Annotated in this window: 20 protein-coding genes and 1 tRNA gene; 1 reads left to right on the top strand and 20 read right to left on the bottom strand. The window is 63.7% G+C overall.

Annotated elements, in window-relative coordinates; translation table 11 throughout:
• The 18 genes from Q1K49_RS09585 to Q1K49_RS09670 form a co-directional block, all read right to left on the bottom strand.
• The coding region (locus Q1K49_RS09585; protein WP_300525547.1) for a DNA topoisomerase at window positions 1-903 on the bottom strand (903 nt) is incomplete at its 3' end.
• Window positions 904-920: 17 nt separating this feature from the next.
• Window positions 921-1,199 (bottom strand): hypothetical protein, encoded by a 279-nt coding sequence (locus tag Q1K49_RS09590; RefSeq protein WP_300525549.1) that lies wholly within the window; start codon window positions 1,197-1,199, stop codon window positions 921-923.
• 27 nt (window positions 1,200-1,226) lie between these two features.
• The gene (dprA, locus tag Q1K49_RS09595; protein WP_300525550.1) at window positions 1,227-2,363 is read right to left on the bottom strand and encodes a DNA-processing protein DprA; all 1,137 of its coding nucleotides are present in this window, start codon (window positions 2,361-2,363) and stop codon (window positions 1,227-1,229) included.
• Window positions 2,330-3,859: a YifB family Mg chelatase-like AAA ATPase gene (locus tag Q1K49_RS09600; protein WP_300525552.1), complete on the bottom strand. Its 1,530-nt coding sequence runs from the start codon at window positions 3,857-3,859 to the stop codon at window positions 2,330-2,332. Before Q1K49_RS09600 ends, dprA begins: the two co-directional genes overlap by 34 nt.
• Complete coding sequence (locus tag Q1K49_RS09605; protein ID WP_300525553.1) at window positions 3,856-4,230, bottom strand: YraN family protein; 375 nt, start codon at window positions 4,228-4,230, stop codon at window positions 3,856-3,858. Before Q1K49_RS09605 ends, Q1K49_RS09600 begins: the two co-directional genes overlap by 4 nt.
• A complete protein-coding gene (locus Q1K49_RS09610; protein ID WP_300525555.1) occupies window positions 4,227-4,499 on the bottom strand; it encodes an EscU/YscU/HrcU family type III secretion system export apparatus switch protein in 273 nt (90 codons plus the stop codon). The genes Q1K49_RS09605 and Q1K49_RS09610 overlap by 4 nt, the downstream gene beginning before the upstream one ends.
• Before the next feature lie 9 nt (window positions 4,500-4,508).
• On the bottom strand, window positions 4,509-5,558 hold the full coding sequence (locus tag Q1K49_RS09615; RefSeq protein ID WP_300525557.1) for a flagellar hook-length control protein FliK: 1,050 nt from the start codon (window positions 5,556-5,558) through the stop codon (window positions 4,509-4,511).
• Complete coding sequence (locus tag Q1K49_RS09620; protein ID WP_300525558.1) at window positions 5,555-6,124, bottom strand: ribonuclease HII; 570 nt, start codon at window positions 6,122-6,124, stop codon at window positions 5,555-5,557. Before Q1K49_RS09620 ends, Q1K49_RS09615 begins: the two co-directional genes overlap by 4 nt.
• Window positions 6,124-7,011, bottom strand: a complete 888-nt coding sequence (locus tag Q1K49_RS09625; protein ID WP_300525561.1) for a GTPase — start codon at window positions 7,009-7,011, stop codon at window positions 6,124-6,126. Before Q1K49_RS09625 ends, Q1K49_RS09620 begins: the two co-directional genes overlap by 1 nt.
• Window positions 7,012-7,013: 2 nt before the next feature.
• Complete coding sequence (gene lepB, locus Q1K49_RS09630) at window positions 7,014-7,538, bottom strand: signal peptidase I (protein ID WP_300525563.1); 525 nt, start codon at window positions 7,536-7,538, stop codon at window positions 7,014-7,016.
• A gap of 134 nt (window positions 7,539-7,672) precedes the next feature.
• Window positions 7,673-8,245, bottom strand: a complete 573-nt coding sequence (locus Q1K49_RS09635) for a hypothetical protein (RefSeq protein WP_300525564.1) — start codon at window positions 8,243-8,245, stop codon at window positions 7,673-7,675.
• A gap of 126 nt (window positions 8,246-8,371) precedes the next feature.
• Window positions 8,372-8,929 carry a 2-oxoacid:acceptor oxidoreductase family protein gene (locus Q1K49_RS09640; protein ID WP_300525565.1) on the bottom strand — a complete coding sequence of 186 codons (558 nt, stop codon included), beginning with the start codon at window positions 8,927-8,929 and terminating at the stop codon, window positions 8,372-8,374.
• A 2-nt stretch (window positions 8,930-8,931) separates the two neighbouring features.
• Window positions 8,932-10,785 carry an indolepyruvate ferredoxin oxidoreductase subunit alpha gene (gene iorA, locus Q1K49_RS09645; RefSeq protein ID WP_300525567.1) on the bottom strand — a complete coding sequence of 618 codons (1,854 nt, stop codon included), beginning with the start codon at window positions 10,783-10,785 and terminating at the stop codon, window positions 8,932-8,934.
• Window positions 10,786-10,797: 12 nt separating this feature from the next.
• Entirely contained in the window at window positions 10,798-11,223 is a 426-nt protein-coding gene (locus tag Q1K49_RS09650) for a thioesterase family protein (RefSeq protein WP_213692723.1), read from the bottom strand.
• A gap of 669 nt (window positions 11,224-11,892) precedes the next feature.
• Window positions 11,893-12,351, bottom strand: coding sequence for an MOSC domain-containing protein (locus Q1K49_RS09655; protein WP_300525569.1), 459 nt, complete (start codon window positions 12,349-12,351; stop codon window positions 11,893-11,895).
• Complete coding sequence (gene nifU / locus Q1K49_RS09660) at window positions 12,351-12,728, bottom strand: Fe-S cluster assembly scaffold protein NifU (RefSeq protein WP_213692716.1); 378 nt, start codon at window positions 12,726-12,728, stop codon at window positions 12,351-12,353. The genes Q1K49_RS09655 and nifU overlap by 1 nt, the downstream gene beginning before the upstream one ends.
• A 24-nt stretch (window positions 12,729-12,752) precedes the next feature.
• Window positions 12,753-13,922, bottom strand: coding sequence for a cysteine desulfurase NifS (gene nifS, locus Q1K49_RS09665; RefSeq protein WP_300525571.1), 1,170 nt, complete (start codon window positions 13,920-13,922; stop codon window positions 12,753-12,755).
• A 230-nt stretch (window positions 13,923-14,152) separates the two neighbouring features.
• On the bottom strand, window positions 14,153-14,569 hold the full coding sequence (locus tag Q1K49_RS09670) for a CoA-binding protein (RefSeq protein ID WP_300525573.1): 417 nt from the start codon (window positions 14,567-14,569) through the stop codon (window positions 14,153-14,155).
• A 232-nt stretch (window positions 14,570-14,801) separates the two neighbouring features.
• Here Q1K49_RS09670 and Q1K49_RS09675 point away from each other — a divergent pair.
• Window positions 14,802-14,887: transfer RNA gene (locus Q1K49_RS09675), tRNA-Ser, on the top strand.
• 137 nt (window positions 14,888-15,024) lie between these two features.
• Here the strand turns inward: Q1K49_RS09675 and Q1K49_RS09680 are convergent.
• Entirely contained in the window at window positions 15,025-16,206 is a 1,182-nt protein-coding gene (locus Q1K49_RS09680; protein ID WP_300525575.1) for a hypothetical protein, read from the bottom strand.
• Between the two features lie 100 nt (window positions 16,207-16,306).
• Window positions 16,307-16,592 (bottom strand): hypothetical protein (locus tag Q1K49_RS09685; protein ID WP_300525576.1); only part of this gene is annotated, 286 nt, incomplete at its 5' end.

Below are 16,592 nucleotides of genomic sequence, written 5' to 3' on the forward strand. Positions count from 1 at the left end.
CATGTAGGTGATGAGCCCGACAGGACCTTTCCCCGGAAGCTCCACACCCTCGTAGAGGGTCTGGGCGACCCGCATGGTCTTCCGCGGAGAAAACCCGAGGCGGCGCGCCGCTTCCTGCGGGAGCGTACTCGTCTTGAACGGAGGAAGAGGAGGTCGCCTGGTCTCCTTGACGCGAAAGGATGTCACGGTGAGAGGATTTTCCCGAAGAACCGCCTCCACGGCCTCCGCCTCGGCGGCGTCGGCGATGGTGACCGTCTTCTTGTCCCGCCTCTCCACCCTGAGCCGGTAGGCACGGCCGTCCTCGGAGGACGCATCCACATCCACGAGCCAGTATTCCTGCTCCGTAAAGTCCCGGATCTCCCGCTCCCGGTCCGCGATGAGACGGAGCGCCACGGACTGCACGCGCCCTGCGGAAAGACGGGGCTGCACTTTTTTCCAGAGCAGGGGGCTCAGGGTATAGCCCATGACGCGGTCCAGAATGCGCCGCGCCTGCTGCGCCTCCACCTTGTTCATGTCGATGGGCGAAGGGGTCTTGACCGCTTCACTCACCCCCCGGGCCGTGATCTCGTACATGCGAATCCTGCACGGCGTGGCGGGATCGACATCCAGCACATGAGCCAGGTGCCAGGCGATGGCCTCTCCTTCGCGGTCAGGGTCGGAGGCGAGGAGGATCGTGTCGCTCCCCTTGGCGGCGCTCTTCAGTTTCTTGATCAGTTCGCCTTTGCCGCGGACGAGAATGTATTCGGGGGTAAAGCGGTTCTCCAGGTCGACACCGAGCTTGCTCTTCGGAAGATCCCGAATGTGTCCCATGCTCGCCTGGATTTCGTATCCCTTTCCGAGGATTTTCTGAAGTGTTTTCGCTTTCGCGGGGGATTCGACGATAACCAGTGTTTTTTTCGCCATGAGAACACTCCGTCCCGTCACACGAGCCAGGGGGCGTAGGGAACGTGTCGCACTGCGGCGACGGCATCGCGGTAGTCGATTTTTTCAGGAGCCGCCGCGGCGAGATCGAAGAGCATCCGAAAATCCTCCTCGTCGATGGGTCTGTTCCGGGAGCTTCCCAGGAGAACCGCGGACGTCAACGCTTCCTCAAGAACCGGATCCGATTCCCGCTGCAGTGAAAGGTAGTCCACAACGGCGCCGAGCGCCTCCTGCGTCAGATACCGTCGCTCCTGGGGATGAAAGACTCTGCATGCCATCTGGTGCAGCACCTCCAATGGAAGATCTCACCGGGGACCCGCACGCCATCGTCCCGGCCCGGACTCGTAAACGAGTCCGCGGGCGCAAAGGACGGCCAGAGCGGCGGAAATCCGAGCGGGGCTCATTGTACCCTCTGCAGCCATGTTGTCAATCGTTCGGTCCCCCCGCTCCCGAAGAAGCCGGAGCAGGCGTGTTTCATCGGCGGAGAGAGTGGAAAAGACACCATCCTCCTCCTCAGGCATTCCATCTTCGGCTCCGAAGAGAGAGAGTTGTCCCTCCTCCGAAGAAGAGAGTCTCGGACGAAGCAGATCGACGAACTGCGCCACCTGAACGAGCGGAAAGGCTCCGTCGGCGAGGAGGGCGTTGGAGCCCCGGCACACCTTCTCGTCGATGCGCCCCGGTACGGCCCAGAGTTCGCGCCCCATCTCCCCGGCGAGCCGGGCGGTGATGATCGCTCCGCTCCGCTCGGGAGCCTCCACGACGACCAGGTGAGACGAAAGAGCGGCGATGATCCGGTTCCTCCGGGGGAAAAGCCATCCCCGTCCCGGCGTTCCCAGGGGGTATTCGCTCATCAGGGCGCCGCCTGTTGCGACGATGTTCCGAAAGAGGTCCTCGTGTTCACTCGGAAAGATCCGGTCCACTCCGGTTCCGAAGACCGCCACGGTACTGCCCCCGCCCTCCAGAGTACCTCCGTGGGCGGCACCGTCGATGCCGAGAGCGCCGCCGCTTACGACGACACACCCCCTGCGAGCCAGCTCGCTTCCCAGAGCGGACGCCACGGCCCTTCCGTAAGAAGTGCACCGGCGTGTGCCCACCACGGCCACGAAAGGCTCCGAAAGGGGAAAACGTCCCCGCACGTAGAGAAGAAGAGGACGCTCCTCCAGATCCTCCAGCCCCTTCGGGTAGTCCGGGTCGTCACATAAAACGAGGCGCAGCCCCTCGTCGTCACACCGGAATTTCTCCTTCTCCACCCACCCTCGCCGTAAGAGTTTTTCCAGCCCCTCGGAGGCGTTCTCCGAGAGGCCGACCTCCCGGTGGAGCGTGTCGCATCCCCGCTCCCAGAGCGCTTCCGGGGGGAGCCCACGTTCGCGGAGAAGATCCCAGACGCGCGAGGGTGCAAACACCGCGTTCAGGAGGAGAAGCGCCTTGATCCTGTCGTCCATGCGTTTCCTCCCTGCCTGTAGGCCAGCGCCTCCGCCAGATGGGCGGTCCCCACCGCATCCGCTCCCTCCAGATCCGCCACAGTGCGCGCCACCCGCAGAATGCGGGCGAGTCCCCGTCCGGAAAGCCGACATCGCCGGGCCGCGTCCTCAAGGAAACGGCGCTCCGCGTTTCCGAGGCGCAGTTCTCTCCGCAACAGCTTCTCCGGAACTTCGGCGTTGCATCCGTATCCGAAAGAAGCCCAACGCACGCGCTGCCGCTCCCGGGCGGCGGTGACCCGCCGCCGGATGTCCGCGCTGGACTCGGCACCGTGCCCCTCAACGGCGACCAACTCCTCCGGCGTAAGCCTGGGAACACTGACGTAGAGATCGATCCTGTCGAGAATCGGACCGGAGAGACGCCTCGCGTAGCGCTCTCTCTCGGAGGCGGAACAGCGGCACGGCTCCGACGGATCACCGTCGTTGCCGCAGGGACAGGGGTTAGCCGCCGCGACGAGAAGAACCCGGGACGGATAGGTGACGCTCCCCGAAGCACGGCTCACCACGATCTCGCCATCCTCCAGGGGTTGGCGCAGTGCCTCCACGAGCTCCCGGGGAAACTCCGGAAACTCGTCGAGGAAGAGCACCCCCCGGTGGGCACGGCTGATCTCGCCGGGGCGCAGGCCGGACCCGCCGCCGCAGATGGCGGGGAGAGTCGCCGTGTGGTGAACCGCCCGGTAGGGCGGACGGCGCCCGTCCTCCACGGTCACACCCAGGGTGCTCCGGACAAGGAGGACCTCCATGAAGTCCTCCTTGGAGAGCGGCGGCAGAATTCCCCGAAGCGCCCGAGCGAGCATGGTCTTTCCGGAGCCGGGGGAACCCACGAGAAAGATGTTGTGATGCCCCGCCGCGGCGATCTCCAGCCCCCGCTTGGCTTGAAACTGTCCCTTCACGTCCGCCATATCGGGATCGGGCTCGGCTTCGTGCTCGGGAATCTCACAGGAGGCGACCGGGGAGAGTTCCGCCTCGCCCCGGAGATGGGCGAAGAGCGCGGGCAGGTCGGGAACACCGTAGGCGACGACCCCCTCCACGAGAGCCACTTCGGAGACGTTTTCCAGAGGAACAAAGAGGGGAAGGCCCATGGTCCGGGCGAGCAGCGCTGCGGGAACCGCGCCTCGGACGCGGCGGAGTCGCCCGTCGAGCGCGAGTTCACCCATGAAAAGCGCCGGAGGCACCTCGTCTATGGCTCCCGTGCGGCAGGCGAGAGCCACCGCAAGAGCAAGGTCGAGCAACGCCCCCTCCTTGGGGATGTCCGCGGGAGCGAGATTGACGGTGACGCGCCCACGAAGAGGAATGTCCACGGTGCGCAGCGCCGCCCGAACCCTCTCCCGGGCCTCCCGGACGGAGGCATCGGGCAGTCCCACGATGGTGATGGCGAAGAGCCCTCCCGTGACCTCCGCCTCCACCTCGACGCAGAGTGCCAGGGTTCCCCGAAGAGTCAGGCCGAGAACCGTGCTCATTCGCAGACCATCCCCGCGGTGATGTCCCGGAGATGGCTCTCGTGCCACTCACCGTTCCGGTCCACCGTGAACCCCACGAGATCGATCCGCCAGGGGCCTTTCCATCCTCTGGAAACAACCCAGCTCCTCCCAGCCCGAACGAGACGGCGAAGCTTGACGGGACCAACGGTCTCCTCCGGAGGCTGGAGCACACCCACGCTTCGGGTGCGGACCTCCACCACCACCACTTCGTCTCCGTGGCGGCACACGAGATCCAGTTCGGCTCCTCCGATCCGCACATTGCGCTCCAGTACGCGGTATCCCCTGGCCTCAAGGCGGCGGCGGGCCTCCTCCTCGCCCTCGGCACCCAAAAGCGCACCGGAAGTGCTCATGGGAGCCGCTCCTTGTCGAGCCGGTACACGAAGGAGAGAATTTTCGCAACGGCCTCGTACAATTCCACGGGAACCTCCTCCCCCAGCTCCAGAACGAGAAGGGCGCTCACCAGCGCGGCGTCCTCCACAATAGGGATCTTGGCCTCTCGGGCGATCTCCACGATGCGGTCCGCCACGAATCCCTTTCCGGAGGCGACGACCCGGGGAGCCCTGTCCTGCTGCCGGTCATACGTGAGCGCTGCCGCCTTGGAACGCTTCTTTCCGTCCATGCCGTCACCTCAGGCCTGTACGTCCACGCCTCGGTAGGCCATGGGGTCAACCCCGTCCTTCCGGGGAAACACCCCCACGCGGGCCACCCGGAGAGGCAGTGTCGCCAATTCCCCCATCAATTCAGGCAGACGCTCGCGGAACAGCGCGGCGGTCTCCTCGTCGGAAGTCCCCAATCCCACGGCCAGAGCGTTTCCGTCGGTGGTCACCTCGCCGCCCACCAGCCCGAGAACGACTCCTTCCATCTCAAAGGCGACGCGCCAGATTTTCCGTCCCTCCCGTTCCTCCAGATGGGCAGCCACATCGGCGAAGGCGGGGACATCCTCGTCCAGAGGCCATCGCGCCGGCGCCAAAAGCGCCGGGTCGATTCCCTGCCGGGCCGACTTGGACAGAAAACCGTGAGCGCGGAGAAAACGGGAGAGTTCCTCGTCGTCCCCCGCCAGGGCCGCCGCGCCGGGAGGCTCCCCATCCCGGGAGGCAAGCCGCTCGCCGCTTTGCAGATTCTCCCTGAGGCGCTTCCACAGGTTGGCGAGCTGTTTTTCCTGGAGCGCGGCGTACCATGCGACGAGTTGAACGTTCGCGAAGGTCAGGGGCAAGTCCCTCGCCCAGAGTTCCACCAAGGATCCGAGCATGTCCGCGCTGCCGCCGAGGCGAAGCCAGACCGCCCGCAGCCCCTGCAGCACATCCTGCGAGGCCGGAAGTCCCCGGGAAAGAAGGGCCGCCGCCAGCTCCCTGTCCTGGAAGGGAACGCGGGCGAGCAGGGCCGAATCCTTCTCTGAAAGACGCAGGAGAGGAACATCGCCGCTCGCGTCCCAGAGCGCCCGGAAGCGCTGCCCCACCAGCAGGGGAAGATTCGACAACGCCCGCATCTGGCGCCCCGCCACGGAGACGAGATATTCTCCGTCCTCGTCCGCCCGGAGCACGATTCCCTCCACGACCGACCCATGAGGAATGGGGCGTTGCTCTCCCCGGGAAACGGGGGTCTGCTCCGCCGGAAGTCGCTCCAGTCCCTGGGAACGCGGGTCGATTCCGCCTCCGGGAAGCCCTCCCACACCCGTCATGGCAGCATCCTCCAGGAAAAACTCCGCCGGTGCACCGGGGAGAGTCCCTTTTCCTCCAGAATCCGGCGATGCTCCGCCGTGGGATATCCCTTGTGCCTGGCAAAACCCCAGCCCGGATACACCTTGTCCAGCACGGTCAGCACGCGATCCCGCAAAACCTTGGCCACCACCGACGCCGCCGCGACGGCGAGCACCCGCTCATCCGCCTTCGGAAGTGTCCGCTGCGGAAGGTCGAGCCCGGGAATCCGCACGGTACCGTCCACAACCACGAGATCGGGAGGAACGGGAAGTGCCCGCACGCTCCGTTTCATACACCAGAGGGATGCCTGGAGGATATTCATGTCGTCGATCCGCTCGGGACTCGCCGCCTGGGCCTTCCAGAGCACGCCCAGGTCGCAGAGGAGGGCGAAGAGCCGCTCCCGCTTTCGCGGGGAGAGTTTCTTGGAATCCGTAAGTCCGAACGCATGAAGAATCCGGATCTGAGAGGGCAGGAGAATCGCCGCCGCCGCGACGACCGGACCGGCGAGGGGCCCCCGGCCTGCCTCGTCCACTCCGGCGACGAGCATCAGCGGACCTCCGGAGCGCGCTCCAGGGTGACCCGGCCGAGTTTTCCCGTGGCAAAGGCTTCGCAGAGCTTTTTCCCCGCCGCCTCCCGGTTCACGCGACCGCCCCGGACCAGGCACCCCAGCCGGCATCCCACACGGTGGAGATCGTCCCGAGGGTCTGTTTCTTCGGGCGTGCCCACGTCCTCGGAATCTTCCTCGTCCGCAGACGCGCTTTCTTCGGATACGCTTTCGGGAATCCCCCAGGTTTTCTCGACGAGATCCCAGAGCCGCTGCTCCCGGAGATAACGCAACAACTCCGTTCCGAGAAGTTCGTACCCGCCCGTCACATCCCCCTTGCTGCACCCGAGCCAGGCGAGCATGCGATGTACCTGGGCACCTCCGTGGGGATCGAGGATGCCCGGGGAGTCCACCACGAGAAGTCCCTCCCGGCTCCGATACCAGGCGACACCCCGGGTCACGCCGGGGATGCCTCCCACGGCGGCGCTGTGCTTACCGATGAGCAGGTTCAACAACTGCGATTTGCCGACGTTCGGAATGCCCACCACGGCGAGACGAACTTCCCGGTGGCGCGGCGACGCCGCGATCAGAGCGGACCGAAGGTCGTCGACACCGTCCCGGAGGAGATCGAAGGCCCAGGCGCGTCTCCCCTGGGCCCGTAAAGCGGTCATCCACCGCTCCGTTCCGGCGCCGTCCGCAAGATCGCGTTTGGCGAGGACGACCCAGACGGGGCGCAGCGCCGCCAGCTCTACACCCCCGGGAGACGCCGTCGCCCGCGGCGCCCGCGCGTCCCGCACCTCCACGAAAAGGTCCAGTTTTTCCGCAAGCCCCTCGAGTTCCCGGCGTCCCTTGGCCATGTGGCCGGGAAACCAGACCGTGCGTCCCGCCATGGCTATTCGAGAAGGCCTATGCGAGCGATGGGCCAGTAGCGGACGAAGGCCGGCCCCTTGAGATAGCTCCGGGGAACGAACTTGTGCACGTCCGGCCAGAACCGGGCGTCCTGGGAGTTGGGGCGGTTGTCGCCGAGGACGAAATACTGCCCCTCCGGCACCTTCACGGGTTCCATGTCGTAGTAGTCGTGATTCCGCACATAACTGTCGTCGATGGGGTTTCCGTCGATGTAGACAACACCGTCTTTCATGGAGACGGTCTCTCCAGGAAGCCCGATGATGCGCTTCACGAAATCCCGCTGAGGATCAACGGGATACTTGAACACCGCGATCTGCCCACGCTTCGGCTCGGAAAAGGTGTACCAGAACTTTGCCACCAGGACACGATCGCCGATTTCGAGGGTCGGAATCATGGAACCGCTGGGAATCCAGAAGGCCTGCACCACGAAGGTACGGAGAATCAGGGCGAGCGCAAGGGCCCAAAGAATCGTCTCGATCGTTTCCCGCCACCACGGTTTCGCTGCCAAAGCAATTCCTCCCGTTTCGAATGTCGCGCCGTAACGCGCACTGCCGTTGCCTCGTCGTCTTTCTCCGGTTCCCCGGTCAAAGCGTTTCCGGGTATTCAGAATACCCTTTCCCTCTTTCCGTTTCAAGCATGTTTTCAGGGAGGCGTGTCCCGAAGGTCGGTCCTGCCGTAGAGGGAGGCCACGAAATAGCACACCGGCACCGCACGCGGGCGCCTTTCGGAACGCAGTTCCAGGGTAAACGCGGGGGAAAAGGTGAATTGCATGGGAGTGAAGGTCGAGCGGGTGACGAACGCTCCCTGGACGGAAAACCACGTTTTCCCTCCCGCAGTGAAACGCTCCGTCGATCCCGTGGCATTCCAGGAAAGAAGAACGCTCTCGGTCAGGCCCGAGGAAAAAAAAAGCTGGAACCCCTCTCGCCTGCGGTTCGCCTCGGTCATTCTGCCCTGCAGCCACGCGGCGAATCTCCGGCCGTCCTCCCGCACCGTCTCCGTCGCGTCGTTCCCGAGAAGCCGGTGCGTGAGAGTCAGGGCCAAGCTCCCGCCAAGGATCGTCATCACACCGAGCACGAAGAGGAGTTCCACAAGGCTGAACCCGAAGGAACGCCGCGAGGAGGCGACAAAAGGAATTTTCGGGGGCCGGAAAAAGCCCTCCTCGTCATGCCCGTCGCGACGGACGGAAGAGAACGGGGCGAAAAGGGATGCCGTCATGTCGGCGTGCGAAAAGTGCGCCGCGGGTTCGACGGCGCACTTCTGCCTTTTCTCCGCTCGTCGTGCGTTTCTTCCCGTGCGGCGGCGCGGCGGCGGAGAGCGTTCATTCGCCCGGGAGGAGTCGCGTCATGCCGTAAAGTGCCCGTAGCCGAGCTCGAGCACCTTGCCGTTCGCCTCCCGGAATTTCTCCGGCGACAGCTCCGCCACGGCCTGCCGCATTTCCTCCATGGAGACGTCGCCGACGCCTGCGCCGCACATGGCGCCGAGGATGAGCACGTTCAGAAAGAGAAAACGCCCTCCCATGTGCTCCCGGAGGATGTCGTAGCCGGGAATGGCGCAGAGACGCAGATTCCGGGAGTCGCAGAACCTTCGGAGATGCGCGTTGTCCAGCGCCTCGGGAGCGTGCACGTTGAGGACCGCCGCCCCTCCCTTCTTCAGGAACTGGAGATTGCGGAATGCCTCGTTCTGGTCGAAGGCGAGAAGGATGTCCGCATCGCCGCTGCGCACGAGAGGACTCAGGTAGTTCCCCACCTTGAAGTGGCTCACCACGGAACCGCCGCGCTGGGCCATGCCGTGTACCTCGCTGCCGAGCACGTGCATGCCCCGGCCGAGGGCGATATGTCCGAGGACCTTGCTGCTGAAGAGAATTCCCTGGCCGCCGAGTCCCACCACGACATACTGCATGGCTACTCCTCCTCCCGAATCGGAACGATGGCCCCGTGAGGGCAGACCTCACGGCAGACACCGCAGGCGACGCAGAAGCGGTCGTCCACGAAGGCCTTCTTTTTCTCCTCGTCAAAGCGCAGGGCGGGGCAGTTGAAGAAGTTGATGCAGAAACGACAGCCCACGCACTTCTCCTGGTCGACGCGGACGGGAACCTTCGCCTGTTCGCACCGAAGGAGCATGCAGGGGTGCCGGAAGAGCACCACCGCGGGTTCTTTCTCCTGCCGGGCGTGCTCCCAGGCCTCCTTCACCACGTCGATCCCCGCCGGAATGTCGTAGGCCTCGACGGTGCGCACGAAGGAGACACCGCAGCCGCGCACCACGCCGGCAATGTCCACGGCGCGCCCCGGATCTCCCTTGCGGAGCTTCTCGCCCACCGCCGGGTTGGGCTGCCCCCCCGTCATGGCGGTGATGCTGTTGTCTAGAATGGCCAGCACGAAGGCGTGGCGGTTGTAGACGGCGTTCACCAGACCGGGGATGCCCATGTGGAAGAAGGTGGAATCGCCGATGGTGGCAACGATGGGCTGCTCCTTGCCGTCCACCCGGTAGGCCAGGTGAAATCCCGAAGGCTGCGTCACCGACGCGCCCATGCAGATCACCGAATCCACCATTTTCTGGTTCACCCCGAGGGTGTAGCAGCCGATGTCCGAGGGATAGATGCCGTTCGGAACGGCCTTCCGGATGGCGAAGAAACTCGCCCGATGGGGACAGCCGGGGCAGAGCATGGGCGGACGGGGTTTCACCTGGAGTTCCTCCAGCGCCGCCTTCAGCGAAGGATCCGCCGCCTCCGGAAGCGGCTCTCCCAGCGCCCTCGCCACAATTCCGGCGATCACCTCGGGAAGCAGCTCTCCCTCTCGCGGAACCGCCCCGTTCCAGCGTCCGAGCACTTTCGTCCGGTCCCGGAGTTGTTCCTCGATGACGGGATAGGTCTCCTCAAGGAGCAGCACCTTCTCGTGGCGGGCCAGAAAACTCTCCACCCGGCGCACCGGGAGCGGCACGGGCGTGCCGATCTTGAGAAGTGCCACGTCCGTCCTTCCCCAGGCGGCGAGGAGGTCCGAGACGATGGCGAAGCTCACTCCCGAGGCGACGATGCCCAGCTTCGCCTTCTCCTTCGCCGGTACCTCGTAGGTGAAGGCATCGAAGGACGTCTCGAATTCCTCCCGGATCGCGTCGTTCTTGGCGTTGAGCTGGGGATGGTTCAGGCGGACGTGGGCGGGAAGACAGACCCACCGGCGGACGTCCTTCGTGAACCTGGCGGGGCGTTCCGGAGCGGCGATCTCCCGGAGTTCCACGTCCTGCCTCGCGTGGTCCACCCGCCCCGTGGGACGAAGCATGACCGGCATGTGGTACTTCTCGGAGAGGTCGTAGGCGACGGCCACCATGTCCCGGGCCTCCTCCGCCGTGGCGGGGTCGAAACAGGGAATCTTGGCGAAATGGGCGAAGGCCCGGCTGTCCTGTTCGGTCTGGGAACTGTGAGGACCGGGATCGTCCGCGACAACCACCAGAAAGCCGCCGGCCAGCTCGAAATAGGCCACGCTCATCAGCGCATCCGCCGCCACGTTGAGCCCCACCTGTTTCATGACGGCGCAGCTTCTCTTTCCGGCAAAGGCCGCCGCCGCCGCCACCTCGAAGGCAACCTTCTCGTTGACTGCCCACTCCACGGCCGTCTTCGTCCCGAGTTCATCGGCAAACCGGGCGATGGCCGGAAGAATCTCCGACGAAGGCGTTCCCGGATAGGCCGAGGCCACCTCGCATCCCGCCTCGACGACCCCCCTGGCGATGGCCTCGTTCCCCAACAAGATTTCCCGTTTGCGCACCCCTACCACCCCTCATCCATTGGATTTGGAATCCGACACGCTCTCCAGCCATTCGGAAAACGGCTGGGGGCATCGGAGGAGCTTCCCCTGCCTGTCGCAAAAGGCATGCTTCGTCCATCCTTCGGCGAGGAGTCGCCCGTCCTCGGAGCGCTCCACCCGATACGCGAAGGTAACGCTGTGATCCCGCACATCCTCGATCCATGTGCGGAGGAGCACCTCCTCGTCGTAGCGCGCAGACTGCTTGTACCGGCAGTGGGACTCAACGCAGGGAAGAAACACCCCCCGGGCCTCCCACTCGGGATAGGGCGTCCCCTGGTCCCGGCAGAAGGCGGAGCGCCCCACCTCAAACCAAGTGAAATAGTTGCCGTAATAGACGACGCCCATGGCGTCCGTTTCGGCGTAACGAACCCGAAGAGAGGTCGTTCCCTCGACACGCATGAATCCAACCACCTCCGCAGGAAATCCGCAGACCACGTCAGGAAAGAGTCGCAAAAGCCCCAAAACGGAACGTACGGGAATGGTCCCCCCTGCGCTTCCCCTGCCGTGATTCCTCTGTTCATCAATCATACACCTTACGAAGGATCCTGCTGTTTTCCTTCACCTGAAAACAGCAGAAACGGAACAGAGAGGCGCAAAAAAACCCGCCGGATCCTCCGGAAGAATCCGGCGGTCCGGCGGGTATCAGGCAATCTCTCCCGTCGTGCCTCTGTCTCATCTCATGAAACGAAACTGCCGCGGAAAGTCCACCTGGGAGCGGTCACCCTTCCGTGGAAGAAAAACGTTCCTGCCGGGGGAGAAGAGGGAATTTCCCCCGAAACACCTTGCCTCGGACGGACAAAGTATCCGAGCCCCGCCCCGGCCACATCCCCTTCTTCCGGGTTTCCGGCGGACGAAGAGTCCAGGAGAAAAGCTACCTACAGCTGAACGCCCGGGCCCCTATTCCAGAGCGGACAAAACTCCCGGGTGCAAAAGACATGCCGTCGCATGCGGCTCCTTGTTCCAGGGAAAAGAGAAACGGGGAAACAGAGCTGACGCGGACATGACAGTACCGGGTTCGGTTCCTTGTCCCAGGGACAGGCAGGAGAGAAACCGCGCCCATGGGCAACCTTACGTTCCCGGCGACGCCACCTCTGCGACCTCAAAAGCGACCTCGTCGCCGCGCCGCACCGTTCCACCCTTGAGAACACGGCAGAAAATGCCCTTTCTGGGCATGATGCAATCCCCCGTGGTGTGATAGATCGCACAGCGGGTATGGCATTCCTTGCCGATCTGCGTCACTTCGAGCAGAGTCTCTCCCACGCGGAAACGATGGCCGATCTCGAGAAGCCCGAGGTCGAATCCTTCGATGGTGAGGTTCTCAGCGAAACTTCCGGGATGGAGTTCCGGTAGTTTCGCCTGCATCTCCCGGATGTCCTCCATGTTCAGAAGGCTCACCTGGCGATGGGCGAAACCCGCGTGGGCGTCCCCTTCGATGCCGATTTCGGGAACGAGAAGACCGACCCCGACGTCCTCCTTGGGAACGCCCTTCGACGCGGCAATGCAGACGGCGACGACCCGCCCGGACATCAGGCGCTCTCCGCCATGCGGGACCGGTAATCCTCCACGGCGGCCCGGATCCCCTCCTCGGCGAGGAGGGAGCAGTGAATCTTCTCCGCCGGGAGTCCTCCGAGAGCATCGAGCACATCCCTGTTCGTCACCTGGAGCGCCTCGTCGAGAGTCTTTCCCTTGATCATCTCCGTCGCGATGGAGCTGCTGGCGATGGCGGCGGCGCAGCCGAAGGTCTCGAAGCGCACGTCCGTGATGCGGTCATCCTCGACCTTGATAGAGATCTTCATCACATCGCCGCACTTGGCGTTCCCCACCTCGCCGATCCCGTCGGCATGGTCGAGGCTCCCCACGTTGCGGGGATTCAGGAAGTAGTCGCGTACCGTTTCCGTGTACATGGAAATTCCTCCTTCCCCTTCCGGTCATTTCCTGCCGAAGGGAGACATGGCGCGCAAGGTCTCCACGACGGGAGGCAGCGCGTCCAGAACATAGTCGATGTCGGCCTCGGTGGTGTCCTTGCCCAGGGAGAGCCGGAGCGATCCGTGGGCGGTCACGTGGGAAAGCCCCATGGCAAGCAGCACGTGGCTCGGATCGAGACTTCCCGACGTGCAGGCGGAACCGCTGCTGGCCCCGATTCCCACGGCATCGAGCCGGAGAAGCATGGCCTCTCCCTCGATATGCTCGATGCAGACGCTGGCGTGGAAGGGCAAACGTCGTGTCCGGTGCCCCGTGAGCAGCACTGCGTCGATCCTCGCCTGAATTCCGTCGATGAGTTTGTCCCGGAGAAACCGCTCCTTTTCGTCGTCGCCGTTCTCGAAGCGGTCGAGGGCGAGCAGAGCCGCCTCTCCGAAACCGACGATTCCCGCGGTGTTTTCCGTCCCGGAACGAAGGCCGAACTCCTGACCTCCTCCATGCACCAGGGGCGGAATCCGCACTCCCTTGCGCAGGTACAGCGCCCCGACGCCCTTGGGGCCGTACATTTTGTGCGCCGAAAGGGTGAGCATGTCCACCGGAAGGGTACGCACATCAATGGGGATATGCCCCGCCGCCTGCACCGCGTCGGTATGGAAGAGAATTCCCCGCTCCCGGCAGATCGCACCCAGTTCCGCGATGGGTTGTACCGTTCCCACCTCGTTGTTCGCGTACATGACGGTGGCGAAAACCGTGTCCTCCCGGAGGCTATTCCTGAAGGTCTCGGGAGAGACCATTCCCTGGGCATCCACGGGGAGAATCGTCACGTCGAAACCGTTTTCCCCGAGCCACTTGACCGTATCGAGCACGGCATGGTGTTCGATGGCGGAGGTGATCACATGTTTTCCCCTTGCCTTGAGCGCGAAAGCCCCACCCTTGATGGCCAGGTTGTCCGCCTCACTGCCGCCGCCGGTAAAGATGATTTCCCTCGGCTCGGCACCGAGAAGAGAGGCGACACGTTCCCTCGCCCCGTTCACGTGTTCCCGAACACGCCTCCCCCAGGCGTGGATGCTGTTGGGATTACCGAAGTCCCCCTTAAAAAAGGGCATCATGGCCTCCAGAACCCGATCATCCACGGGGGTCGTGGCCGAATGATCCAGATACACCCTGCGCTGTTCCATTCCGCTCCCCCCAATTCCACAAGAAAGTTAGGACATCCTAATTCAAGAAGTATCCTACCTCTTTTTCGCTCCGTCGTCAACGGGAAAGAGGGGCGCCTCTTCCCGCTGAAACATCTGCAAACATGACGAGAGCTTCGCCCGAGCGGAAGGACGGCGAAAAAGGATCCTTTCGAGAATGTCCCGAAGGAAACGCTGCGGACAAAAGACCGACTTTCCGGAAAAAACGCCCCCTAGGACGCGCAACGTGCCCTGGATACGGCCATGAGGCATTCCCCGCTCACCACGTCGTAGTCCTGCGCACGGAGATTCCGCTCCGCCTCGGCGTTCTCCGCGCCGGGCTGCATCCACACCACGGGCTTGAACGGAAGGTGGGCGAGCACGGCGAGGACATCATCCTGCTGCCCCGACGAGACGAAAAGAGCCACCACGTCCACGGGACGGGGGACATCCTCCAGAGAACCTACGCAGGACACGCCATGGATGTCGCGTCCTGCGTAGGCGGGATTCACAGGAAAGAGGGAAAAGCCCTTTCCCTTCAGGTATTCCATGACGCCGTTCACGGGGCGTTCGGGCTTCGGCGACGCACCGACCACGGCGACCCGCGAGGGAACGCAGACAAAACGCCGAATGATCTCCTCTCTGGTCATGCCGCACCTCCTTGGGGAGTTCGAAACGAACGGTACCGGAGCACCGCACACCGCAACCTCTTTCGTCGGAAACGGCCCCCCGCCTCCTTTTCGGAACGACGGGGAACACCCGCCCTTTCCGCAAGGAGCGACGCGAACTGCGGCGGAGCGAAACCGCCGGGCATATCCTGCAGGATCTCCCGAAAAACAGTGGCGAAAAGACGCACTTTAGTCTAGAATGTGGGCCGTGCGCGGAGGACTGGCCGAGCGGTCGAAGGCGGCTGACTTGAAATCAGTTGAGCGCAAGCTCCGGGGGTTCGAATCCCTCGTCCTCCGCCAGACACCTTTCCGCCGCGTTCCGCACCATTCCGAATCCGTTGCGCTTCCCTGAAAAACTCTCCGGCACAAGCCCTGTCGCACCTCTGAACCGCACGCACCCGTGCCGTTTTCCACACCGCCCGCGCTATGTGAGAACCTCAGGAGCCTCCTTCAAGGGGAGGGGTCAGAATGCCCACCAGTGACTCCGCCATGCCGATCCACTTTTGCATCTGTTTCGCCTGGATCAGGTTCACCATGGTGAATCTGCTGTCTTCCATGCTGCCACAGGCATCCTCATGAAGCGCCTCTTCGTATACCTCCGGCCCGAAACGCAACACAAGGTCCTCCTTTGGAGGAAAAGTCGGCCCCTTGACCCGACAGGTCAGCGCCCCCTGTCCGTCATCCCGGACATAACGGGTGACGTCGAAGACCACGTTGCCCAGGGCTCCCGTGTTCTCGTCGAAGCGCTCTCTTCTGCCGTATCCCTCCGCCTTGAGCGCATCGTGGCTGTCGAGCACGGACGACTCGGACAGGAGCGGCAGCCTGTGAAAATGCTTGATGAACACCCTCAGGCGCTGCACGATGCCCTTCGCCGCCTCTTCCTTTTTATCGGCGAGATCCTCCGCGACGTCCGCGAGCAACGGGCGCCAAATGGAATAGCCGAGCGTCCCCTCGTCGTCACCGGACCAGTCGCTCATGCCCATGAGCGTTCCCGCCGAGGCAAGCATGATCGGGCGGTACCACCGGTCCCCGTAGACCGTCATGAGCGTGGGGGCGATACCCCGTTTCTTCAGGGAGACCACTCCCCGTTCGCCCGGTTCGAGGGGAATTCCGATTCCCCAGGGTTCTCCGTGGTCCTTGAAGAAACGGCCGAGGACGGCCCGCTCGCTCTCCCCCTGGGCGAAACAGGGGCGCAGGACACCCGGTGTGTCTCCAGAGGCGAAGCAGGCCAGCCAAAGCACCCGGCGTTTTTCCTCCGAGAGGACGCGGAGTTCCGATTCCCGCATCACGTTCTTCGGCTCGTGCACGAGCACCGAGAAGAAGCGAAACAGCTTCCAGAGCTGCGAACGGATCTGCCCCTGTTCCAGAACCTGCTCCATGAGCGCATTCACGGCGCCGCGAAGCACATCGGGAGGGTAAGTCTGCGTCTTGCCCTTGGCGATCTTGATCTGCAACTCCTTGGCACTCTCCATCCACGAGAGCCTCGTGGCTTTCTTCTTTCCCGTATCGAGATTCTCGATCATCAAATGGGGCCCCCTGGAACCGATGCTCAGGCTCAGGGCCAGATGCTCATCCACTCGTACGTAGGCAAGGAGCTGATTCGACTCGAACACGCTCACGAACGTTCCTCCGTCTGTTTTCGAAATATGCATCCGGTCCTTTCGACCGAACACGCTCTTTTCCCCGTGAAACCGCACGAGGACACCACACCGCTCTGCCTCATTCTCCGGGTGTTTCCTGAGGGCGATGTCCCTTCAATTCCTGAAAAGGACGGAGTGACTGCTGCAGCATACCCACCAGGCTGTGTGTCTGCAGCGGCTCCGTTCCCCGGTAGAAATGAAGCCCGACGAGCAGCTCGGCGGCAATGGTCTTGCCCATCCTCGACTGCACGGCAAGGACATTCTGAAAAAGTTCGCCCAGCCTCACCGCGAGAATCTGAGCACCTCCCAAGGGCGTCTCAGGAAGCATGAGAAGAATGGACCGGTCGTCCAGAAAAAAACCGATG

Source organism: Aminiphilus sp., assembly GCF_029975095.1.
Classification (GTDB): domain Bacteria; phylum Synergistota; class Synergistia; order Synergistales; family Aminiphilaceae; genus Aminiphilus.